Origin of the sequence: Embleya sp. NPDC008237 (assembly GCF_042956465.1) — a bacterium.
GTDB lineage: Bacteria > Actinomycetota > Actinomycetes > Streptomycetales > Streptomycetaceae > Embleya.
On sequence record NZ_JBIBGL010000002.1, the window covers coordinates 474,766 to 496,805 of the forward strand.

The 22,040-nt window shown below is 71.8% G+C and carries 22 protein-coding genes; 7 read left to right on the forward strand and 15 right to left on the reverse strand.

Annotated elements, in window-relative coordinates; genetic code table 11:
* The 3 genes from ACFZBU_RS05220 to ACFZBU_RS05230 all read right to left on the reverse strand — a co-directional run bounded on the left by ACFZBU_RS05220 (position 1) and on the right by ACFZBU_RS05230 (position 1,892).
* The gene (locus tag ACFZBU_RS05220; protein ID WP_391582117.1) at positions 1-465 is read right to left on the reverse strand and encodes a hypothetical protein; all 465 of its coding nucleotides are present in this window, start codon (positions 463-465) and stop codon (positions 1-3) included.
* 111 nt (positions 466-576) lie between these two features.
* Positions 577-1,167 carry a hypothetical protein gene (locus tag ACFZBU_RS05225; protein ID WP_391582118.1) on the reverse strand — a complete coding sequence of 197 codons (591 nt, stop codon included), beginning with the start codon at positions 1,165-1,167 and terminating at the stop codon, positions 577-579.
* Complete coding sequence (locus tag ACFZBU_RS05230) at positions 1,164-1,892, reverse strand: hypothetical protein (RefSeq protein ID WP_391582119.1); 729 nt, start codon at positions 1,890-1,892, stop codon at positions 1,164-1,166. The genes ACFZBU_RS05225 and ACFZBU_RS05230 overlap by 4 nt, the downstream gene beginning before the upstream one ends.
* 126 nt (positions 1,893-2,018) lie before the next feature.
* Here ACFZBU_RS05230 and ACFZBU_RS05235 point away from each other — a divergent pair, with 126 nt between their 5' ends.
* The gene (locus ACFZBU_RS05235; RefSeq protein ID WP_391582120.1) at positions 2,019-2,765 is read left to right on the forward strand and encodes an NDP-sugar synthase; all 747 of its coding nucleotides are present in this window, start codon (positions 2,019-2,021) and stop codon (positions 2,763-2,765) included.
* A gap of 189 nt (positions 2,766-2,954) precedes the next feature.
* Here the strand turns inward: ACFZBU_RS05235 and ACFZBU_RS05240 are convergent, their stop codons facing one another.
* Complete coding sequence (locus ACFZBU_RS05240) at positions 2,955-3,464, reverse strand: MarR family winged helix-turn-helix transcriptional regulator (protein ID WP_391582121.1); 510 nt, start codon at positions 3,462-3,464, stop codon at positions 2,955-2,957.
* Positions 3,465-3,578: 114 nt separating this feature from the next.
* The gene (locus tag ACFZBU_RS05245) at positions 3,579-4,778 is read right to left on the reverse strand and encodes a DegT/DnrJ/EryC1/StrS family aminotransferase (RefSeq protein WP_391582122.1); all 1,200 of its coding nucleotides are present in this window, start codon (positions 4,776-4,778) and stop codon (positions 3,579-3,581) included.
* A gap of 86 nt (positions 4,779-4,864) precedes the next feature.
* Here ACFZBU_RS05245 and ACFZBU_RS05250 point away from each other — a divergent pair, with 86 nt between their 5' ends.
* Together ACFZBU_RS05250 and ACFZBU_RS05255 are read left to right on the forward strand one after the other, a co-directional pair.
* Positions 4,865-5,830, forward strand: a complete 966-nt coding sequence (locus tag ACFZBU_RS05250; protein WP_391582123.1) for an aldo/keto reductase — start codon at positions 4,865-4,867, stop codon at positions 5,828-5,830.
* Positions 5,827-6,603 carry a FadR/GntR family transcriptional regulator gene (locus ACFZBU_RS05255; protein WP_391582124.1) on the forward strand — a complete coding sequence of 259 codons (777 nt, stop codon included), beginning with the start codon at positions 5,827-5,829 and terminating at the stop codon, positions 6,601-6,603. Before ACFZBU_RS05250 ends, ACFZBU_RS05255 begins: the two co-directional genes overlap by 4 nt.
* A gap of 301 nt (positions 6,604-6,904) precedes the next feature.
* Here ACFZBU_RS05255 and ACFZBU_RS05260 read toward each other — a convergent pair whose 3' ends face one another.
* The 3 genes from ACFZBU_RS05260 to ACFZBU_RS05270 are packed head-to-tail and all read right to left on the reverse strand — an operon-like array spanning position 6,905 to position 10,343.
* Positions 6,905-7,651: a succinate dehydrogenase/fumarate reductase iron-sulfur subunit gene (locus ACFZBU_RS05260; RefSeq protein ID WP_391582125.1), complete on the reverse strand. Its 747-nt coding sequence runs from the start codon at positions 7,649-7,651 to the stop codon at positions 6,905-6,907.
* Positions 7,648-9,624 (reverse strand): fumarate reductase/succinate dehydrogenase flavoprotein subunit, encoded by a 1,977-nt coding sequence (locus ACFZBU_RS05265; protein ID WP_391582126.1) that lies wholly within the window; start codon positions 9,622-9,624, stop codon positions 7,648-7,650. Before ACFZBU_RS05265 ends, ACFZBU_RS05260 begins: the two co-directional genes overlap by 4 nt.
* Positions 9,625-9,629: 5 nt before the next feature.
* Positions 9,630-10,343, reverse strand: coding sequence for a succinate dehydrogenase cytochrome b subunit (locus ACFZBU_RS05270; RefSeq protein ID WP_391582127.1), 714 nt, complete (start codon positions 10,341-10,343; stop codon positions 9,630-9,632).
* An 88-nt stretch (positions 10,344-10,431) separates the two neighbouring features.
* On the opposite strand from ACFZBU_RS05270, the gene ACFZBU_RS05275 reads away from it, so the two are divergent.
* Entirely contained in the window at positions 10,432-11,352 is a 921-nt protein-coding gene (locus ACFZBU_RS05275; RefSeq protein WP_391582128.1) for a LysR family transcriptional regulator, read from the forward strand.
* 52 nt (positions 11,353-11,404) lie between these two features.
* Here the strand turns inward: ACFZBU_RS05275 and ACFZBU_RS05280 are convergent, their stop codons facing one another.
* Positions 11,405-11,854, reverse strand: a complete 450-nt coding sequence (locus ACFZBU_RS05280) for a PaaI family thioesterase (protein ID WP_355541924.1) — start codon at positions 11,852-11,854, stop codon at positions 11,405-11,407.
* A 69-nt stretch (positions 11,855-11,923) separates the two neighbouring features.
* On the opposite strand from ACFZBU_RS05280, the gene ACFZBU_RS05285 reads away from it, so the two are divergent.
* Entirely contained in the window at positions 11,924-12,739 is an 816-nt protein-coding gene (locus ACFZBU_RS05285; protein ID WP_391582129.1) for a TetR/AcrR family transcriptional regulator, read from the forward strand.
* 43 nt (positions 12,740-12,782) lie between these two features.
* Here the strand turns inward: ACFZBU_RS05285 and ACFZBU_RS05290 are convergent, their stop codons facing one another.
* The 3 genes from ACFZBU_RS05290 to ACFZBU_RS05300 form a co-directional block, all read right to left on the reverse strand.
* A complete protein-coding gene (locus ACFZBU_RS05290) occupies positions 12,783-12,902 on the reverse strand; it encodes an Rv0909 family putative TA system antitoxin (RefSeq protein WP_379989414.1) in 120 nt (39 codons plus the stop codon).
* A gap of 193 nt (positions 12,903-13,095) precedes the next feature.
* Entirely contained in the window at positions 13,096-13,671 is a 576-nt protein-coding gene (locus tag ACFZBU_RS05295) for a TerD family protein (RefSeq protein WP_020548622.1), read from the reverse strand.
* A 248-nt stretch (positions 13,672-13,919) separates the two neighbouring features.
* Positions 13,920-15,860, reverse strand: coding sequence for a histidine kinase (locus ACFZBU_RS05300; RefSeq protein WP_391582130.1), 1,941 nt, complete (start codon positions 15,858-15,860; stop codon positions 13,920-13,922).
* Between the two features lie 302 nt (positions 15,861-16,162).
* Here ACFZBU_RS05300 and ACFZBU_RS05305 point away from each other — a divergent pair, with 302 nt between their 5' ends.
* Positions 16,163-18,298, forward strand: a complete 2,136-nt coding sequence (locus ACFZBU_RS05305) for an MMPL family transporter (RefSeq protein ID WP_391582131.1) — start codon at positions 16,163-16,165, stop codon at positions 18,296-18,298.
* A 257-nt stretch (positions 18,299-18,555) separates the two neighbouring features.
* A complete protein-coding gene (locus tag ACFZBU_RS05310) occupies positions 18,556-18,966 on the forward strand; it encodes a VOC family protein (RefSeq protein WP_391582132.1) in 411 nt (136 codons plus the stop codon).
* A 58-nt stretch (positions 18,967-19,024) separates the two neighbouring features.
* Here the strand turns inward: ACFZBU_RS05310 and ACFZBU_RS05315 are convergent, their stop codons facing one another.
* The 3 genes from ACFZBU_RS05315 to ACFZBU_RS05325 are packed head-to-tail and all read right to left on the reverse strand — an operon-like array spanning position 19,025 to position 22,029.
* A complete protein-coding gene (locus tag ACFZBU_RS05315; RefSeq protein WP_391582133.1) occupies positions 19,025-20,482 on the reverse strand; it encodes a sensor histidine kinase in 1,458 nt (485 codons plus the stop codon).
* Between the two features lie 10 nt (positions 20,483-20,492).
* Positions 20,493-21,224 (reverse strand): response regulator transcription factor, encoded by a 732-nt coding sequence (locus ACFZBU_RS05320; protein ID WP_391582134.1) that lies wholly within the window; start codon positions 21,222-21,224, stop codon positions 20,493-20,495.
* A 1-nt stretch (position 21,225) separates the two neighbouring features.
* A complete protein-coding gene (locus ACFZBU_RS05325; RefSeq protein WP_391582135.1) occupies positions 21,226-22,029 on the reverse strand; it encodes a DUF5666 domain-containing protein in 804 nt (267 codons plus the stop codon).
* Positions 22,030-22,040: the final 11 nt, after the last annotated feature.

A 22,040-nucleotide genomic window follows, 5' to 3' on the forward strand; every position in this document is an offset into this window, starting at 1 on the left:
TCAGTAGGACAGGCCGTGTCCGGTTTCGAAGAGCGGCTCCGCGTCCGCCGGCAGGTCGCTGGCGAGCCGCCCGGCGGGCGCGTAGCGACCGAACACCACATCGAGCACACCCTCGTCGTCCGCACCCCGGGTGCCCAGCAACGCGGCGCAGTAGCCGACCAGATCGGCCACCGCGGCCGGCCGGTACAGGTCGATCACCGCGACCGTGGGCACCGACGCGGCGATGTCCACGATCCGATCCAACTCGGCACCGTGGTGGTCCTCGGGCAGGCGCAGCAGGGCCACGTCGGCGTCCGCGAGGTCGGTCACCACGGTCGCGTAGCGGGCCGCGACGCCGGCGTCGACGTGTTCGGTGTACACGCGCAACGCGTCGCGCAGGGGTAGGGCCGGTCCGCCGCTCGTGCTGATCCGTGAGCTGATGCGGTTCGTGAGCAGCACGACGGCGTGCGGGTCCCGGTCCGTCATGGGTGAGCCCTCCTCCCGGCCGCGGCAGGCGCCGCCCTGACCCCGGACCCTACGCGTCGGGGACGACGTCTCGGGCACCAGGTTGCCGGTGTCTACCCCGAACCGGCCTGCTCAGCCCGGCGCGTCCAATGCCGCGGCCGCGGTGCGGGCCAGCGCGACCAGTCGCTCGCGATCGACGACCGGGATGGTGATGTCCACGGAGGTGACCAGATCGCCGCGGGCCCGGGCGAAGGCGATGCCGTCGCCGCGGGCGGGATCGCGGTAGACCACAGCCGCGTCCGAGATCCCGGGCAGCACCTCGTGCGGGCCGGGACCGGTGGCGGTCGAGCGCGCGGTGTCCAGCGGTCCGCCGACCATCGCCTGCGGCAACTGCCCGACGGTGACGGTCAGTACGCGCCGGCCCCCGGCATCGACGTATTCGCAGGTGCGCCCGGCGTCCGCGGGCCTGGTGTGCACGGGGCCGATCGCGAGCACCTCCTCGACCCGGGTGGGCGAAAGCAGGTCGCAACTGTCGGCGGGCGAGATGCTGTTGCCCACCGGGGAGGGGGTGGGCCGAGGGGGTGCGCCCGCGTTGTCGCCGGGCGCGGGGGCGGAGACGGCCGCGTGCCGGGGCGGCTCGTCCGCGTCCTCGCAGCCGCCGAGCAGGCACGCCAGACCCACCACCCCCACCAGGGTGGCGGCGGGTCCGACGCGCGCGGTCACAGCCGGCCGACCATCGTCCGGGCGATGCCGGCCAGGACGTCGGCCGACACGTCCTTGTCGCTTCGGGTGACGTAGACGTCCGCGTCCAGGTAGGTGTCGCCGAGGAGCTTGGCCCAGACCACGCCGTTGGCGGTCGAGTCGCGGTAGGTGAAGGCCGCATCGCCCACCCCGGGCAGGGCCGTGGGATTGTCGCCCCCGTCGATGGTGCCCTTCGCGGCCTGTTCGGCGGTGCTGTACTTGGCGTCGCTGGAGGACATCATCACGGTCATCATGGACAACCCTCGGGAGTCCCGGTAGTCGCAGAACGAGCTGCTCGCGCTCTTGAGCTTTTGATCCACCTCCGCCTTGACCACCGGCAGTCCGAGCAGCGTGGCCACCTCGGCCGCGGTGAAGAACCGGCACGGGTCGTTGATGTAGGGACCGGTCGTCCCGGTCGCCGGCGCCGAGGTCCCGGTCGAGGAGGCGCTCGGCGAGGCCGTGGCCGATGTGCTCGCGGACGACGAGGCGCCGTCGGTGGGCGGCGCGGTGGTGCGGCGCGGCGGCTTGGTCGCGGTGTTCGTCGGTCGACCGGTCGGCGCGCTCGTCGGCGTCGGCTTGGCGCTTTCGAGCGCGCGAACGGTGTCCAGCGGCGACCTGTCGTTGTTTCCGCAGCCGGCGACGCCGGCGCCCACGGTCAACGCGACGAGTACCGCGACCACGCCCGTGCGGACAGTCCTGGTGCGCACTGTGGTGTTCCCCCCGGTGTTCGAAGTGCAGTCGTCCATGAGATGAACCTAGGGCCCGAGGCGTTCCCGAACGAGTGGTACCTCCCTTGCAAGTCGAGGGGGATGTGAGGGCGCGATAATGCGCCCATGACTTCCGCACCACACTCAACCACCCACCCGGGGGCTCGCGCGGTCACGCAGGCCGTGATCCTCGCCGGCGGGCAGGGTTCCCGGCTGCGCCCCTATACCGACGATCGACCCAAGCCGATGGTGGAGATCCCCGGCACCGGCACCCCGATCATCGGACACCAGCTGCGCTGGCTGGCCGCCGAGGGCGTGCGCGACGTCGTGGTCTCCTGCGGGCACCTCGCCGAGGTGCTCCAGGACTGGCTCAAGAGCGCCGATCTGCCGGTGCGCGTGGAGACCGTCGTGGAGACCGAGCCGCTGGGCCGGGGCGGCGGGTTGAAGTTCGCCGCCGCCGCGCTGCCGCGCCCGGACGAGCCGTGGTACGCCACCAACGGCGACATCTGGACCCGGTTCTCGCTCACCGAGATGGCCGCCTTCCATCACGAGCGCACCGCGGTGGCCACGCTCGCGCTGGCCCGGCCCCGGATCCCGTGGGGCGTGGTGGAGACCGACAAGTACGGCCACGTCCTGGACTTCATCGAGGCGCCGCCCTCGCCGTATCTGATCAACGCGGGCGTGTACGTGTTCGCGCCCGAGTTCACCGCGCTGCTGCCGGACGTCGGCGACCACGAGCGCACCACGTTCCCCGGGCTGGCCCGGGCCCAGCGGCTGGCCGGTTTCCCGATTCCGCAGGGCGCCTACTGGCGTGCGATCGACACCGCCAAGGACCTGTCCGAGGCGGCCAGGGAGCTGCGCGGCGACGGCTGAGCGCTTCCCGTCGGGATCGAACAGGCCCGGCCCCAGCCGCTCGACGGCTGGGGCCGGGCCGTTCTCCCGGGGGTTTTCCTGGCGGCTTCCTCCGTCAGCGAGTGGGTTGTTCGGGGTCTCGTGTGCGCGCTTCCCGTGACCCCCGCGGCCACGGGCTCGAGCGTACTGAGCGGGTCGTCGGCCGCGGTGTCAGGATGTGATGCCCGCGCGGGCGCCCGGGTTGGCGGTGTCGCGCACCACCCGCAGCCCGTCCAGCAGACCGGCGAGCTGGCTCTCGGTCAGCGGGTCGATCAGCCAGGTCTGCAGCAGTTCGACATGGCCGGGCAGGACGCCGCCGATGCGATCCGCGCCGTCGCGGGTGAGCACCGCGAACAGTGCCCGGCGGTCGGTGGGACAGTTCTCCCGGGCGACCAGTCCCTCCTTTTCCAGGCGATCCACCACCCGGGTCACGCCGGATGTGGACAACGACGTCTGGGCGGCGAGGTCGCTCATCCGCAGGCGTTGCTCGGCCGAGCGGGACAACCGGACCAGCACGTTGAAGTCCACCGTGGACAGGCCGTGCTCGCCCAACTGCGGACTGAGCCGGTCCATCAGGCCGGTGTAGACCTCCACGAGCAGTCCCATGGCGGTGATGCGTGGATCGTCGAAGGGGGTGGTCGTCGAAGGGGCTGGGGATGCGGCTCTCGGGGGAGTGTGCATGTCACTATCATAGCGAGTAGTTGACACGCGGAATATCATTGCCAAAGCTATTGCTGAGGTCGATATCCGCAAGGCAACGACATTGAACCGGGCTCTCCCGGCCGGGCCCCGAACTCAGCGGCTCGCCAGGAACGCGTCCACCTGCTCGTGGATGTAGGCCACGTCCTCGGCGTCCATCCGGTGGTTCATCGGCACGATCAGCGCGTGCTCCATCACCCGGTCGGCGTTCGGGTAGCCGGCCGGGTCGGCGCGATGCGCGATGTCCTTGAAGCCCGGCTGGCGCAGGATGTTGCCCGACCACACGGTGCGGGTGGACACCCCGCGCTCCTCCAGCCACGCCTGCATCTCGCCGCGGGTGAAGGACACCCCCTCGTTCAACAGGATGGGGAAGTTGAGCCAACCCGTCTCCAGACCCTCGGTCTGCCGAGGCGCGGTGAACTCGGGGCGCGCGTCGAAGTAGGCGTGATGCGCCGCGAAGTGCGCTTGGCGGGTGGCCAGGAACCGGGGCAACTTGGCGAGTTGGGCCAGACCGAAGGCGGCGCCCAACTCGGAGGGTTCGAAGTTCCAGCCGATCTCGTCGAAGATGAACAGGTTGTCGTACAGCACGCCGTCGATCTCCTCGAAGAAGTCGCGGTTGCCGCGCTTGGAGCCGAACAACTGCAGTTCGCTGCGCCGGCCCCAGCGCCGCAACATCAGGCCCCGGTCGCGCAGGTCCTCGTCGTCGGTGAGCACCATGCCGCCGTTGCCCGCGCAGGTGATGATGTGCGACATCGCGAAACTGGTCACCGAGATGTCCGCGCGGGTCCCCGTCGGCGTGCCGCGCAAGGTGGCGCCGAGCGCGTCGCAGGAGTCCTCGATCACCTTGAGGCCGTGCCGGTCGGCGATCGTGCGGATCACGTCCCAGTCGGGGGCGTTGCCCGCGAGATTGGGGGTCAGGACGGCCCGGGTGCGCGGGCCGATCAGGGCCTCGATCCGGGCCGGGTCGATCTGGTAGGTGTCCGGCTCGACGTCCGCGAGCACCGGCACCAGGCCGGCCTTGACCATCGGCGCGATGTCCGTGGAGAAGGTCAGCGTGGAGGTGATGATCTCGTCCCCCGGGGACAGCCGCAACAATTCGATCGCGAGGTAGAGCGCGGATGAACCCGAGTTGCACATCAGGCCGTTGCGCTTGCCGAACAACTCCGCGACGCGCGTTTCCATGGCCGCCACGTTGCGCCCGATGCCCATCGCCGAGGGCGGCCCGTTCAGCACCGTCAACATCGCGTCGATCTCGCTCTGGTCGTGCACGCTGCCGGCGTACGGGATCTTGCGCATGAGTGCCTACCCTCGTGGTGATGTCGCGAGCGCAACATGACTGACGAAACGTCAGCTGACGATGTGTCATAGCTATCATGGCTATGATGGACGGAACAAGACGACGGGAGCTGAGCGTGCGCTACACCACCGTGGGCAAGTCGGGTCTGAAGGTCTCCGTGATCGGCCTCGGCTGCAACAACTTCGGGATGCGGATGGACCAGGACGGCGCCGACAAGGTGGTCGGCGCGGCGCTCGACGCGGGAGTGACCCTGTTCGACACCGCCGACGTGTACGGCGGCGGGCAATCCGAGGTGCTGCTGGGCAAGGCCCTGGGCAGTCGCCGCGAGGACGTGGTCGTGGCGACCAAGTTCGGCGCGAAGGCGGCCGAGGGGCCGTACGGCCGCGGCTCCTCGCGCCGGCACATCGTGCGCAGCTGCGAAGGCAGCCTCCGGCGCCTGGGCACCGACCACATCGACCTGTACTACCAGCACTACGCCGACCCGGAGACCCCGATCGAGGAGACGCTGGGCGCGCTCGACGACCTGGTCCGGGCGGGCAAGGTGCGCTACGCGGGCACCTCCAACCTGGCCGCCTGGCAACTCGCCGACGCCGCGCACCTCGCGGGCCCGACCCGCTTCGTCGCCGCGCAGGTCGAGTGGAGCCTGCTGGAGCGCACCGTCGAGCGGGACATGGTGCCCGCCGCCCGACACTTCGGCGTCGGGGTCATCCCGTACTTCCCGCTCGCGTCCGGCCTGCTCAGCGGCAAGTACCGGCGCGGCGAGGAGTTTCCCCAAGGCAGCCGGTTCGCGGCCATGCCGCGCTTCGCCCAGGGCGTGGCCACCGACGACAACTTCGCCATCGTCGAGCGGCTCACCGCCTACGCCGAGAGCCGGGACCTGACCCTGCTCCAACTCGCGCTGTCCTGGCCGGCCGCGCAGCCCGAGGTGTCCTCCGTCCTGGTCGGCGCGACCCGCCCCGAACAGGCCACGGCCAATGCCGCCGCGATCGTCGAGCTGACCGCGACCCAGGTCGCCGAGATCGCCGAACTCGCCGCGGCGGTACCGGCGTGAACGCGGCGGCGCAGCCGGTCCGCGCCGGTACCGAGCGATCCCTGCGCAACGCCGGCATCGCGGACGAACTCGCCCGCCGGCTGCGCCGCCGGATCCTGGACGGTCCGCTGCGGGACGGGGACATGCTGCCCAAACAGGACGACCTGATCGCCGAGTTCGGGGTCGGTCGCACCACGCTGCGGCAGGCGTTTCGGATCCTGGAGACCGAGGGCCTGATCACCGTCAAACGGGGCAACACCGGCGGTGCGGTGGTACACGTCCCGCAACCCGCGGACGCGGCACACATGTTCGGCATGGTGATGCACGCGCGCCAGGTTCGCCTGGACGACCTCGCACAGGCGCTGCGCCGCCTGGAGCCGGTCTGCGCGGCATTGTGCGCGGCGCGCCCGGACCGGGCCACCGAGGTGCTGCCGTGGTTGCGCGAGGTGCACGCGCGGATGGAACGCGCGGTCGAGGACGGGCCGGCCTACATCCGGGCCGGCCGCGACTTCCACGAGGCGCTGGTGTTGTTGTGCGGCAACGAGACGATGAAGATCCTGCTCGGCGCGGTCGAGGTGTTGTGGGCGCAGCAGGAGCGGGAGTGGGCCCAGGAGGCACTGGCCGACACGGGGGAGCGGGTTCGACGCGCGGGATTGCGTGACCACGAGCGGTTGATCGCGCTGATCGAGGCCGGCGACGAGACCGAGGTCTACCGCGAATCGGTCCGCCACCTCGAAGCGGCCCAGGACTACCCCCTGCGGGATCGCGGCGGGGCGCCCATCACGTCGACCTGAACTCGGGCCATGGGGTGTTGGGGGCGGGTTGGTTGGCCTCATGCGCCGGCCGGGCCGGGTTCGCCTCAAGCGCCGGCGGGGCTGAGTGGCCTCAAGCGCCGGCCGGGCTATTTGGCCTCAAACGCCGGCCGGGCTGGTTCGCCTCAAGCGCCGGCGAGGCTGAGTGGCCTCATGCCCGGCCGGGCTGATTCGCCGAGCGTCGGCCGGGCTGGGTGGTCTCCTGGGGTGGTCTGCCTGGGATGTGCTGCGGTTGGGCTTTGGGTGCGCGACCGCGGCTGTGGGTCTTTGTCGGGTGGAGTGGTCAGCGGTTTCGCCATAGTGCGCCCAGGACGTCGCCGTTGAAGCGGCCGATGACGCCCAGGGGGATGCCCTTGGGGCATACCGCGGTGCATTCGCCGGTGTTGGTGCAGCCGCCGAAGTCCGCCTCGTCGTGGGCGTGGATCATCGCCTCGACGCGGGTGTCCTGCTCCACCCTGCCCTGCGGCAGCAGGCCCAGGTGGGTGGCCTTCGCGGCGGTGAACAACATCGCCGAGCCGTTCGGGCAGGCCGCCACGCACGCGCCGCAGCCGATGCAGGTGGCGGCCTCGAACGCGGCGTCCGCGTCGGCCTTGGGAATCGGTGTGGCGTGTGCCTCGGGGGCCGAGCCGGTGGGGGCGGTCACATAGCCGCCCGCCTCGATGATCCGGTCCAGGCCCGAACGGTCCACCACCAGGTCCTTGACCACAGGGAAGGCCGCCGCACGCCACGGCTCGACGTCGATGGTCTGCCCGTCGCGGAAGTGCCGCAGGTGCAACTGGCAGGTCGTGGTGGCCTTCTGCGGCCCGTGCGGCACCCCGTCGATGACCAGGCTGCACGCGCCGCAGATGCCTTCGCGGCAGTCGTGGTCGAAGGCCACCGGCTCCTCGCCGCTCGCGGTGAGCCGCTCGTTGAGCACGTCGAGCAATTCCAGGAAGGACATGTCCGCCGACGCGTCCGGCACGTCGTAGGCGACCATGCCGCCCCGATCCGCGGGGCCCTTCTGCCGCCAGATGCGCAGGGTGAGTTTCACGCGTAATTCCTTGTGGCCAGAGTGACGTTGTCGAAGGTGAGCCGCTCGCGATGCAGGATCGGCGGGCCGTCCGTGTACTCCCAAGCGGCGACGTAGGCGAAGGCCTCGTCGTCCCGGGCCGCCTCGCCGCCGGGGCTCTGGTGTTCGGCGCGGAAGTGGCCGCCGCAGGACTCCTCGCGGTGCAGTGCGTCCAGGCACATCAGCTCGGCGAGTTCGAGGAAGTCGGCGACCCGGCCGGCCTTCTCCAGCGACTGGTTCAACCCGGCACCGGTGCCCGGTACGCGCAGTCGCGACCAGAACTGCGCGCGCAGCTCCGGGATCCGCGCCAGCGCCTCGCGCAGCCCGGCGGCGTCGCGCTCCATGCCGCACTTCTCCCACATCAGCAGGCCCAGCTCCCGGTGGAAGTGGTCGGCGGAGAGGTCGCCGTCGATCGCGAGCAGCCGCTTGACCCGGTCCTGGACGCCGGCTTCCGTGGCGACCAGCTCCGGATCGTCCGCGTCCACCGGTGCGAAGGGTCCCGCCGCGAGGTAGTGGGTGAGCGTGGTCGGCAGCACGAAGTAGCCGTCGGCCAGCCCCTGCATGAGCGCCGAGGCGCCCAGCCGGTTCGCGCCGTGGTCGGAGAAGTTCGCCTCGCCGATCACGAACAGGCCCGGGATGGTGGACTGGAGGTCGTAGTCGACCCACAAGCCGCCCATCGTGTAGTGCACCGCCGGGTAGATCCGCATCGGCACGGTGTACGGGTCCTCGCCGGTGATGCGCTCGTACATCGCGAAGAGGTTGCCGTACTTCTCCTCGACGGCCGGTGCGCCCAGCCGGGCGATGGCGTCCGCGAAGTCGAGGTAGACGCCCAGTCCGCCCGGCCCCACCCCGCGCCCCTCGTCGCAGACCCGCTTGGCCGCGCGCGAGGCGATGTCGCGCGGGACGAGGTTGCCGAAGGCCGGGTACATGCGCTCCAGGAAGTAGTCCCGCTCCGCCGCCGGGATGTCGCCCGGCGCGCGGGTGTCGCCGCCGGCGGTGGGCACCCACACCCGGCCGTCGTTGCGCAGCGACTCGCTCATCAGGGTGAGCTTGGACTGATGCTCGCCGGAGACCGGGATGCAGGTCGGGTGGATCTGGGTGAAGCACGGGTTGGCGAACAGCGCGCCGCGCCGATGCGCGCGCCAGATCGCGCTCGCGTTGCAGCCCATCGCGTTCGTGGACAGGAAGTAGGCATTGCCGTAGCCGCCGGTGGCCAGTACGACCGCCTCGGCCAGGTGGGTGGACACCTCGCCGGTGACCAGGTCGCGCACCACCACGCCGCGGGCCCGCCCGTCCACCACCACCAGGTCGAGCATCTCGGTACGCGCGTGCACGGTGACGTTGCCGGCCGCGACCTGGCGCGACATCGCCTGGTAGGCGCCGAGCAGGAGTTGCTGGCCGGTCTGGCCGCGTGCGTAGAAGGTCCGGGAGACCTGGGCGCCGCCGAACGAGCGGGTGTCCAGCAGGCCGCCGTAGTCGCGCGCGAACGGCACGCCCTGCGCGACGCACTGGTCGATGATCTGGGTGCTGACCTCGGCCAGTCGGTGCACGTTGGACTCGCGGGCGCGGAAGTCGCCGCCCTTGATGGTGTCCTTGAACAGCCGGGCCACGCTGTCGCCGTCGCCGCGATAGTTCTTGGCGGCGTTGATGCCGCCCTGCGCGGCGATGCTGTGTGCCCGGCGCGGCGAGTCCTGGTAGCAGAACGAGGTGACGGGGTGGCCCAGTTCGGCCAGTGTGGCGGCGGCGGAGGCGCCTGCCAGGCCGGTGCCGACCACGATCACCGGGAGCCGGCGCCGGTTGGCCGGATTGACCAGCCGCGCGGCCAGCCGGCGCTGCTCCCAGCGCTCGGCCAGGTCGCCGGCGGGGGCGGCGTGGTCGGCGATCTCCGCGCCGACGGTGTACCGCGCGTAGTCGGTGCGCCCGGCGGGTTCGGTGTACTCCGTGTGCGGTTCCATCACGTTCACCCCACGATTCCGACGGTCACGGCGAACGGCACGGACAGGAATCCGACCGTCATCAGTACGGCGTAGCCGGTCGCGATCGACGCGATCAGCCGCTCGGTCCCCGGCCGTTGCCGACCGAGCGTGCGGGTCATGCTCCACACGCCGTGCCGCAGGTGGAAGCCGACCGCGACGACCGCGACCGTGTAGATCGCGGTGATGTACCAGTGCTCGAAGTCGGCGGTGACGTTCGTGTACGGCTTGCCGGAGGCGCCGACCGGGTTGGCCACCCCGACGGTGAGGTCGAGCAGGTGGTAGACCACGAACAGGGCGATGATCACACCACCCCAGCGCATGGTGCGGGCCGCGTACGAGCCCTGCACCGGCGGGCGGTGCACGTACTTGACCGGCCGGGCCCGGCGGGCGCGCCGGGTGAGCAGGATCGCCATCGCCATGTGCACGACCACGCTCACCGTCAATGCCGCCCGAATGATCCACAGCGTGCCCTCGTGCGGTACCAGCGGTTCGCCGATGGTGCGCAGCCAGTGGGCGTAGTGGTCGAAGCTCGACTCGCCGAAGAAGATCTTCAGATTGCCCAACATGTGGGCGGTCAGATAGGCAAGGAGCACGGCACCGCTGAGCGCCATCGCGATCTTCATCACGACGGTCGAACGGTGCGACGCTCCCTGCCTGCGCTGCCCGGCGGAGGCGGGAGCGCGGGTCAGGGTCGCCATGCGTTCGACGGTAGGTGGACCGAGGTCATGCCGTCCAAGATCGGAAATGCCTGGTTTCGATAGCCGGCGGCTATGCAAGGCTGGAGGCATGCAGTTTCAGCAGCTCGTCTACTTCGTCGCGGTCGCCGAGACCCGCCACTTCACCCGCGCGGCGGCGCGCACGCACGTCGCCCAACCGTCGTTGTCCAAGCAGATCCGGGCCCTGGAGCACGAGTTGGGCGCCGAACTGTTCACCCGCGTGCGCGGCAACATCGCGCCGACGCCGGCGGGGGAGCGGTTGTTGCCGATCGCGCGGCGGATCCTGGCGGACGTGGACGTGGCACACCTGGAGGTGGCCGAGCTGGTCGGGCTGCGCTCGGGCCGGGTGCGGATCGGCGCCACGCCGTCGTTGTCGGCGAGCCTGCTGGCCGAGGTGCTGCGCAGCTTCCAGGACCGCTACGCGGGCATCCGGCTGCTGGTCGACGAGAACGGCTCACGCGACCTGGTGCGCTCGTTGCTGCGCGGTGACCTGGATCTGGCGCTGATCGTGGTGCCGCCGCAGGGGGTGGGCGCGGCGCTGACCACCGAGCCGCTGCTGCGCGAGGACCTGGTGCTCGCGGGTACGCCGCCGGTGACCGGTGCGACGGTGCCGATCGCGGCGCTGCGCGGGGTGCGCCTGGTGATGTTCCGGGACGGCTACGACCTGCGCGAGGCGACCCTGACGGCGTGTCACGAGGCGGGCTTCGAACCGGAGTTCGCGATCGAGGGGGGCGAGATGGACGCGGTGCTGCGGTTCGTCGAAGTGGGTCTGGGGCCGGCCATCGTGCCGAGCATGGTGCTGGCCGGGCGGCCGGGGCTGACCGCGACGCCGCTCACCCCGCCGGGCCTGTCCCGCACCATCGCGCTCGCGCACCGCAGCGACGCCGCGCTCACCCACGCGGCGCGCGCCTTCCGGGACGAACTGCGGGCGTTCCTGGTCCCGGACCGGCTCCCGGCGGGGGTCGAGCGGATCGGCGGCGCCGAAGCGTGAGCCGCCGCCGGCGGACACCCCACCCGGCGCCCGCCGGGCGACCACGTCGCGATCAGCCCAGCGGCATGATCAGGCAGGTCGTGGTCGCGGTGGCCAGCAACCGGCCCTGGTGGTCGGTGAGTTCGGCCTCGGCGGTGCGGATGGTGCGCCCGCGGTGGATCACCCGGCCCTCGGCGCGCAGCTTGCTGCCGTCCAGCGGGCCGGGGCGCAGGTAGCGCACCGAGATGTCCAGCGACGTGTAGCCGGTGGCGGGCGGCAGGGTGGTGTGCACCGCGCAGGCCATCGCCGAATCGAGCAGGGTGGCCGCGATGCCGCCGTGCATGGTGCCGATCGGGTTGGCGAACTCCGGGCGGGCGGACGCGCTGAACACGATCCGGCCGTCCTCGACCTCCTCCGGCTCCATGCCGATGAACGGGCCGATTCCCGTGGGCATGCCATGCTCCCGCAGCGCCTGGAGCTGCTCCAGACCGGTCGGTCCCGCAGTCGACGACGTAGTGCTCATCCCGAACCCCTCACCTGAGTTGACGTTGTCAAGTTGACAACGTCAACTCGGCGGCTGTCAACTGGGGCCGTGCCTTCCACCAGCCGATCCCGCACCCGCGCCCGACCCGGGGACGGTGCGCTGCTGCGCGACGAGATCCTGCGCGCGGCGACCGCGCTGCTGGAGGAGGCCGGCGACGAGTCCGCGCTGACGCTGCGCGCGGTGGCCGCGCGGGTGGGCGTGACGACGCCGTCGGTATATCTGCATTTCGCGAGCAAGCAGGACCTGGTCGAGGCGGTCTGCCTCGCGGTGTGGGAAGACCTCGGGCGGCGGATGCGCGAGGTGGGGGCGGGCGTCGAGGACCCCTACCAGTCGATGCGTCGGCGTGGTGCCGCGTTCGTTCGCTTCGGGCTCGAACACCCGGTGCAGTACCGGCTGTTGATGATGCGCCCGAGATCCGACGCACAGACCGGACGGACCGCGGCGGACGCCTGTCTGGCCTACGTCGGCGAGGCGATCCAGCCGTGCCTGGACGCGGGTGTCCTGGTCGGCGACCCGACCCGGCTGACCCTGCAGATGCTCGCGGCGCTGCACGGCCTGGTCGCGCTGTATCTCGCGCAGCCGAACTACCCGTGGCCGGACGACGTGGAGACGATGGCGGACGAGGTGACCCGGATGGCCGGGTTGGGCTCCGCGCTCGCCGGGCGACTGCGCGGTCCCGGTCCGGCGCCGAGCACGAGCGCGTTCGCGGCGGGATTCGACGCGCTGGCGGAGCGGCTGCACCGGCCGGAGTGCGCGGATTCGACGGATACCTTCGAGCCGGCGGGCGGCGAAGCCCGGGGCGGCGAACCCCCGGACGACGCGCCCGAGGGCGCCCAACCCTCGGGCGGCGGGCCGCTCCCGTAGCGGCAGGCGGGGGAGGCGGCCGCGCGCCCGGTGCGTGTGGAGGTCAGTGACCCTTGCGCTTGTCCGCCTGCTTCTTCACCTTGTCCACGATGGACTTGACCTTGTCCGGGTTCTTCTTGGCGTAGTCGGTCGCCTTCTTGATCAACTTGTCGAGACCGGCCATGACGCCCACTCCTTGTTCGGTACGGGGCGGTGGGTCGCACCGCCGCCGTGCTGCTTCGTGCTCTGGTTCAGGATCAACCGCCGTCCGGGACGAATCGTTCCCCGGTGCGACGTCAGGGCCGCATCGAGGACGATGCGGCCCTGCTGCACGGCGCGTGCGGTTCGTGCGCCCGGGTTCGATCCCGGGAGTCGGCTCAGACGTTGACGCCGAAGTCCTTCGCGATGCCGGCCAGGCCCGAGGCGTAGCCCTGGCCGACCGCGCGGAACTTCCACTCGTTGCCGTTGCGGTACAGCTCACCGAAGACCATCGCGGTCTCGGTGGACGCGTCCTCGGTGAGGTCGTAGCGCGCGAGTTCGTTGTTGTCCGCGCGGTTGACGACCCGGATGTACGCGTTGCGTACCTGGCCGAAGGACTGGTCCCGGGCCACCGCGTCGTGGATGGACACCGGGAAGACCACCCGCTGGACGTCGGCCGGCACGGACGCGAGGTCGACGTTGACGGTCTCGTCGTCGCCCTCGCCCTCGCCGGTGAGGTTGTCACCGGTGTGCTGGACCGAGCCGTCGGGGCTGGTCAGGTTGTTGTAGAAGACGAAGTGCAGATCGGACAGCACCCGACCGTCGTTGCCGAGCAGCAGTGCGCTCGCGTCGAGGTCGAAGTCCGCACCGGTCGTGCTGCGCGCATCCCATCCGAGACCCACCGCGACGGCGGTGAGACCGGGCGCGGCCTTGGACAGGGATACGTTGCCGCCCTTGGCGAGACTGACTCCCATGGCAGTGCTTCCTTCCCTCGTGCATATCGGGGTACAGGCGGATCGGGTGATCACGCGACGGCCGCCCGATGGGTAAATCTACAGGATCTACAGGACTGTAGAAGCCCGGCGTGCGCCCGGCGCGACGTGCGCAAGTCGTGTGACGTGCGATCGCCAATGCAGTGATACCCCATCCCACCATCGGCGGACGACTACGGGCAGCCGAACTCTGGGTCCGGGTCCGTCGTTTCGGCCCCATCCGGGCGGATTCACGCATCCTGGGGCGCAGTCCGCCCCGCCCCGGGCACCCGGGCGGACAGCCGGAACGCCTCGCCGACGACGCCGGCGGTGAGCGTGCCGCCCAGCGCCGCCAGTCGTCCGTCGAGCGAACGCAGCCCCAGCCCCGAACCGGTCGGCGCGGCACCGGCGCCGGCGCGGACGCCGTCGTTGGTCAGGACCAGGACGACGGCACCGTCCGGCTCGACCGTCGCGGTGATCGCGCACCGGCTCGCGGCGCTGTGCCGCAGCACGTTCGTGGCGCCCTCGCGCAGCACGGTCGCCAGTACGGTGTCGGCGCCGGCGGGCAACTCGCCCACGTCGACGGCGACCTCCACCACCATCCCGGCCCCGGCCAGCACGTCCCGGGCGGCGAGCGCCTCCACCGCCAAGGACATCCCGCGATACCCGCCCGCGACCGTGCCCACGTCGGCCAGCGCCTGTCGGGCCAGCGCCAGGCCCTCGGCGAGCTGGGCCGCCGCCGCCTTCGGATCGCGGTCGACCAGGCGCAGCGCGAGTTGGCTCTTGAGTACCAGCGCGGACAGGCTGAACCCGAGCAGATCGTGCAGGTCGTGCCCGAAACGCAGTCGCTCGCGGGCCACGTGCGCGGCGGCCAACTCGATCCGGGCCACGCACAACGCCCGCGCGAGGTCGGCCATCCGGACCAGCCCGTACACCAGCGCCGCACGCTCCAGGATCCACACCACGTGGTAGACGTGGTCGAGCGCGGTCGGGCTCCAGGTGCCGAAGTACACGTCGTGGCACGCGAACCCGGCCACCGCGAGCACCCGCCACGGCCCGCGCAGCAGCACCAGCGCGAGCCCGGCCAGGAACAGCCCCACCGACCAGACTCCGGCGTCGAACACCACGAGCGGCACGTAGGCGAGTGCGATCTGCGCCGCGAACGTCCACTGCCACCACCGGGGTCGCCCGCCCGGGACCGGTGTGCAGTTGCGGATGTACAACGCGACGAAGGCGACCAGCAGCAGCCCGAACAGCGCGCGGCGGCCGGCCGAGTAGTCGCTCGCGGCCAGCACCCGCAGCGGCAGTGGCACGATGATCAGCACCAGGATCACCACCCGCAGCACCGCGACCGCGCGCGGCGTCGGCTCGTCGGTGATCGCGGGCGGCGGGGTGCTCTCGGCGCTCTTGTGCGCGTGCGCGAAGGCCCGGGCCGACGTCATCGCGCCCCTGGCCTCCGCCAGCGCGTCGGCCAGCTCCGGGCGGGCGCGTTCGGGGTGCTCGCGCAGGCCGGCGAGCAGGGCGTCGCCGCGGTCCAGGATCCGGGTCAGGCTCGCCCCGACGCCTTCGGTCAGTTGCCGGGCGAAGCCCAGCCGTTCGCGGGCGACCTCGGCGTCGGCGAGCGCGGTGCGGGTCGCGGCCAGTGCGGCGACCAGGTCGGCCAGCCCGGCGAGCGCGTACACCGCCAGACCGACCAGCACGGCCTGGCCCATCACCAGGTACAGCGCCTCCACCACGGTCGGCCGCACCGCGAGCCCGACCGGCACCTGGGCGGCCACCACCGCCAGGAACCCGGCCCAGCCCGCCCAGGCCGGCCGCAGCAGAAGCAGCGCGGCGCCGGCCAGGAAGCCCGGGTTGCCGTACCAGGTCTCGTGGAACCAGATCATCGGCAGGTAGGTGAGCACCGCCTGCGCACCGAGCGTCCACGCCCAGCCGGCCGGCCGCGAGCCGTCCGCCGGGCGTACACAGTTGCGCAGATGCAGGGTGACCAGGGCGAGCAGGAGCCCCAGCGCGATCGCCTTGGCGCCGGTCGACAACCGGGTCGATTGCACCAGGCCGACGAAGCCGCCGAAGAAGAAGCCGCAGGTGACCGTCGCGACCACCACCCGCGCGAGCAGGGCAGCAGGCTCGGCGTCCGCACGCGCGCCGAAGGCGGCCCGCAGCGCGTCGCGACGAACCCTGGACGCCACCATGACCATCCCCTGTGCTCTTGCGCGGTGCAGCCGCCGGCGGCTGCGGGCATGCATGCCGGCCCGGACGCCGCTCCGGCCCCGGCCCCTGTCTCGACGGCAGGCAAACCGTACCGACCGGACATCCGGCCGTCACCCCCCGGGTCGACCGCGCCCGGGAACCCGGGTCGGATGCCCCGGGGTGCGTCGCCGGCGCGGGTGCGGGCGGGTCACTCGCACGGATCACCCCACTGGCGCGCCCGTCCGGGTCGTCCGACGGTGACGTGAGGCAGCGGTATCCGTCACGAGTGCGAAGCGAGGCGCCCATGTTCGCGGCCCTGGGCGGGTTTGTCGTACGCAGGCCCTGGTGGGTGATCCTGGCCTGGGTGATCGCCGCCGGTGTGGTGATCGGCCTCGCGCCGAAGCTCACGTCCTCCACGGACGAGAAGAGCTTCCTGCCCGAGTCCTACGAGTCGGTGCGTGCGTCCGACCTGCGCAGCGAGGACTTCCCGCAGCAGGAGAACATCGGCGCGGTGATCGTCTTCCAGCGCTCCGACGGCACGCCGATGACCGCCGCGGACAGCGCCGAGGTGGCCCGGATCTCCGCGTCGGTGCAGGCGCGCGGGATCAAGGACGTGCTCGCGGTGACGCCGGGTCAGGTCTCGCCGAACGGGCTCGTGCAGACCTCGACGGTCGCGATGCCGGAGATCACCGATCCCAACGACGAGACGCCGCAGGACGCGGTCGAGGCGATGCGCAAGGACGTCAAGGCGCAGGTGGCCGGGACCGGGCTGAGTGCCGGCATCACCGGTCAGGCCGCGCAGGCGCTCGACGAACGGGAATCGTCCGAGAGCGCCGGCACTCTGGTCGCGGTCGGCACCATCGTGATCATCGTGTTGTTGCTGCTGATCATCTTCCGCAGCCCGATCATCGCGCTGCTGCCGGTGGTGATCATCGGGTTGATCGCGCCGATGGCCACCGGGTTGATCGCGTCCGCCAACAAGGCCTTCGACATGAAGGCGGACAGCTCGATCGAACAGCTGCTCACCGTGGTGCTGTTCGGCGTCGGTACGGACTACGTGCTGTTCCTGCTGTTCCGCTACCGCGAGGTGCTGCGCGAGGGCGACGACGCCAAGAACGGCATGGTGCACGCGGTGTCCAGGGTCGGCGAGGCGATCGCGTCCGCTGCGGCGGCGGTGATCGTGGCCTTCGCCGCGCTGACGCTGTCCACGCTCGGGATGTTGCGCTCGATGGGGCCGGCGCTGGCGATCGCGGTGTTCGTGACGCTGCTGGCCGGTCTGACCCTGGTGCCGGCGGTGGTGTCGCTGCTGGGTACGCGCGTGTTCTGGCCGTCCAAGTCCTGGCGGGTGACGCCGCACGGCAGCGGCTTCGCCCGGCTCGGTCGGGGCATCGGCCGGCGGCCGGCGGTGTTCGCGGTGTCGTCCGCGCTGGTGATGGGCGTGCTGGCGATCGGCGCCCTGGGCTACCGGGCCAACTTCGACCTGGCGGGTTCGTCGCTGCCCTCGGACAAGGAATCCGTGGTCGCGATGAAGAACCTGGAGAAGGGCTTCCCGCCCGGTACGACCGACCCGACCGAGGTCTACCTGACGTCCACCACCGGCCGGCCGCTCACGCCGGCGGAGCGGGCACCGTTCGAGGCGGCGCTGCCACGGGTCGAGGGGGTCGGCTCGGTGACCGAGGCGGTGCTCAGCGCCGACGGGCGGACCGCGTTCTACTCGGTGGTCCTGTCCGACTCGCCGGCCACCGACGATGCCCTGACGACGATCAAGGACCGCCTGCGCCCGACCATGCACAAGGCCGCGCCGCCCGGGACCCGGGCACTGGTGGGCGGGATCAGCGCGGTGTACGTGGACATCAACCGCGCGGTGGATCGGGACTACTCGGTGGTCTTCCCGGTCGCGGCGGTGTGCATCATGATCATCCTGGGCCTGCTGCTGCGCAGCCTGGTCGCGCCGTGGTACCTGATGGCCTCGGTGGCCCTGGGCTTCGGCGCCACGCTCGGGGCCACGTCGGTGCTGTTCCAGCGGATCGGCGACCAGCCCGGCCTGATGTTCATGCTCCCGGTGATCATGTACCTCTTCGTGGTCGCCCTCGGCACCGACTACAACATCCTGATGGTGTCGCGCCTGCGCGAGGAGGCCCGCGAGGGCCACGACCCGCACGACGCGGCGGCCGTGGCGGTCAAGCATTCGGGCCCCACGATCGCCGCGGCGGGCGTGATCCTGGCCGGCACCTTCGCGACCCTGATGCTGGCCGGCAACTCGACGCTCTCCCAGATGGGCTTCGCCCTCTCCAGCGGCATCGCGATCGCGGCCTTCATCATGGCGCTGATCTTCACCCCGAGCCTGACCGCCCTGATCGGCCACGCGGCCTGGTGGCCCGGCCACGGCGACACCGGGCCGGCCGGCGAGAAACAACGCGAAAGCGAACGGGTCGTCTGACCCGAGGTATCGCCGCCTGTGCGGGGACCGCGGCGGCCTCGCGGGGCGGCGGGGCTCGCGGCGGATGAAACGCCCGCACCGTCCCGGCCTCTCGGGGCCGGTTCACCCGGTGGGGGCAGTGCGGTTGCCGGTGATGTCGGTGCCGTTCGGGAAGCTCTGCGGCGAGAGCGAAAAAGATGTGGCGGGGCCGATGAGTTTTTCGGCGGGGGACCGTCTGAACCTTCGACAACATCGAGACCTACGAGATGGGGCGCGTCATGGCCAGGATGATCTTCGTAAATCTGCCGGTGCAGGACCTCGCGAAGGCGACCGCGTTCTACACCGCGCTCGGGTTCGAGCAGAATGCGCAGTTCAGCGACGAGAACGCGAGCTCGTTCGCGATCAGCGACACGATCCACCTGATGGTGCTCGTCGAGCCCTTCTTCAAGACCTTCACCAAGAAGGAGATCGCCGACGCGATGCGGACCACCGAGGCCATCGTGTGTCTGAGCGCGGACAGCCGCGAGGAAGTGGACGAACTGGTCGAGAAGGCGTTCGCGGCCGGAGGCGGCACGTCGAACGACCCGATGGACCAGGGCTTCATGTACGGCCGCAGCTTCCAGGACCCGGACGGGCACCTGTGGGAGGTCGTGTACATGGACATGTCCGCGATGCCCGCGCAGGGCTGATCGCGACGCCCCTCGCTCCCGCCGCGGGTCGGGTCGCCCGGGCGGGCCGTGGCGAGGGTCACCCCGGCAGCAGCACCCGGAAGGCCGCGCCCGCGCCGGGGGCCGTGCGTACCTCCACCCGGCCGCTGTGCGCGTTGACCAGGGCGGCGACGATGGCCAGGCCCAGGCCCGAGCCGCCGCCCGCGGTGCGGCTGCGGGAGGAGTCGACGCGGTAGAAGCGTTCGAAGACGCGTTGGGCGTCGGCCGGGGCCAGGCCGGGGCCGGCGTCGGCGACCTCCAGGACCGCGCACGCGTCCGGGGCGTTGGTGCGGCCCACCGTGATCCGGATCGCGGTCCCGGCCGGGGTGTGGGTGAGCGCGTTGGAGACCAGGTTGGCCACCACCTGACGCAGCCGCGACTCGTCGCCGGAGACGACGACCGGATGGGCCGCGCCGCCGTCCGACCCGGTGAGGGTCACCGGCCGGTCCGGGGCCAGCGTCTTGATGTCGTGCACCGCGTCGGCGGCCAGGATGCGCAGGTCCACCGGCTCGTTGCAGAGCGGGCGCTGTTCGTCCAGGCGGGCCAGTTGCAGCAGGTCCTCGACCAGGCCGCCCATCCGGATCGCCTCGTCCTCGATCCGGCGCATGGTGCGGGCCACCTCGACCGGATCGGTGAGCGCGCCCATCCGGTACAACTCGGCGAAGCCGCGCACGCTGGCCAGCGGGGTGCGCAGTTCGTGGCCGGCGTCCGCGACGAATCGGCGCATCCGGGTCTCCGACTCGGCGCGGGCCGCGAACGCGGTCTCGATCTGGGCGAGCATGCCGTTGATCGACGTGGACAGCCGGCCGATCTCGGTCCCGGGCGCGGGCACCGGGACCCGATGCGAGAGATCGCCGGCCGCGATCGCCGCCGCCGTCTCCTCGATCCGGCGCAGCGGACGCAGGCCGCCGCGCAGCGCGAACCAGCCGGCCGCCGCCAGTACGGTCAGGCAGGTCAGGCCGATCATCAGGCATACCGAGCGCATGCGGTCCACCGTGGCCCGCACGTCGTTCATCGGCTGGGCCAGCACCACGCTGCCCTCGCCGCCCGCCATCGGCACCGCGAGCACCCGCCAGCGCGCGCCGCCGGTCACCGAGTCGGTCTCGAACGGGCGCCGGTCCAGGGCCAGCACCGCCGCGATGTCCAGTTTCGGCAACCGCGGCCCCAGTTCCTCCTCGGTGCCCGGCGAGCGGAGCCGCTGGCGGGTGCCGCCGTCCGGATACAGGTACTCGGCCACGAGCCGGCTCGGCAGCACGCCGGGTGCCCGGCCGTGATTGCCCGACGGGCCGCCGCGCTGCTCGCCGGGGCCCTCCGGCAGGCGGAACGCCATCCCCCGTGCGGCCTGGCTCAGTTGCCGGTCCACCTGATCGGTGAGGTAGCCGCGCAGCGAGCCCACCACGACCGTCTGGCTGACCAGCAGCGCGACGGCGACCAGGGCCATCGCGATGATCAGGACCCGGACGCGCAGCGAGGACCGGCTCGGGTGCGGGAGGCGCATCGGCGCGCCGTCAGGCCGTCGGCTGCGGACGGCGCAGCACGTAGCCCACGCCGCGCACGGTGTGGATCAACTTGCAGCCGCCGACGTCGAGTTCGACCTTGCGCCGCAGGTAGCTGATGTAGGACTCGACGATGCTCAGGTCGCCGCCGAAGTCGTACTGCCAGACGTGGTCCAGGATCTGGGTCTTGGACACCACCCGGCCGGTGTTGAGCATCAGGTAGCGCAACAGCTTGAACTCGGTGGGCGAGAGCGGCACCGGCCGGCCGCCGCGCAGCACCTCGTGGCCGTCCGGGTCGAGTTCGAGGTCGGCGACCACGATCCGGTTCGAGGGGGTCGGTATGCCCGCGCCGCCGTCCACCCGGCGCAGCACCGCGTGGATGCGGGCGATCAACTCCTCCAGGCTGAACGGCTTGGTGACGTAGTCGTCGCCGCCCAGGGTCAACCCGGTGATCTTGTCCTTGGTGGTGTCCTTGGCGGTCAGGAACAGCACCGGCAGGTGGGTTCCGTCGGCGCGCAGCCGGCGGACCACCTCGAAGCCGTCCAGGTCCGGGAGCATCACGTCGAGCACGACCAGGCTCGGCCGACAGCGCTCCACGGCCGCCAGTGCGGCCGCGCCGTCGGCCGCCGAGTCCACCTCGAATCCGGCGAAGCGCAGGCTGGCGGACAGGAGTTCGCGGATGTTGGGTTCGTCGTCGACCACCAGCAGGCGGGCCCGGGCGCCGACCTCGACGGGCGCGGCCACGTCAGCCCGCTCCGCCCGTGCCGCCGGCCCCGGGGCGTCCGGCCGCGCCGGTGCCCTCGGTGACCGAGGTGGCGGTCACCGAGCCGTCGGCGTCGGTGGCACCGCGCACCACGACGGTGTCGCCGGGTGCGAGGTCGACGGGTTTGCCGTCGCGGACGACCTGGATCCGGGTACCGGCGTCGGTTTTCACCTTGACGATGTTGCCGGCTGAATCTGAGACGTAGATGAAAGAGTTGTCCACGACCTTCACGGTGCCGGTGGTGAGGTCCGCGGCGGCGCCGGTGCCGCCCGTGCCGCCGCCGGTGCGGCCGGTGCCCGGTTGGCCGCCGGCCGTGGCCGCCCCGCCGCCCGCCGTGGCGCGGGCGCCGTACGGGTTCGCGCCCTGCGCGGCGCCGGCGGCGGGTCCGGCGACCTGGTTCGTGCCGCCGCCGTGGTCCTTCTGCACCTCGACGCCGGCCAGGAAGCCGACCGAGGCGAACACGCCCGCGCCCAGGGCCAGGGTGACCAGGGGCAGTCGGCGCCGGGGCGGGGCGGCGAGTTCGGCGGCGACGTCGCGCGCGGTCGGCGGTCGACGGAGGATGTCCTCCGGCGACTCGTCGGGGTGGGGCTCGTCGCCGGCTTCCGCCTCGGTTCGGAAGCCGGCGACGAACCCGGTCTCGGCCACCTCGTTCGCCGCCGGCCCGGGGCCACCGGGCGCGGGGACGCGGGAAGGGGAGCCGAGGGCTTCGGAGTCGGGTCGCGCCCGGTCGGCGACCGGGTTCTGCGGCCGAGTGTCGGGCCGACCGGCGTGGTGCTTCGGCGTCATGGTCTCGGGTC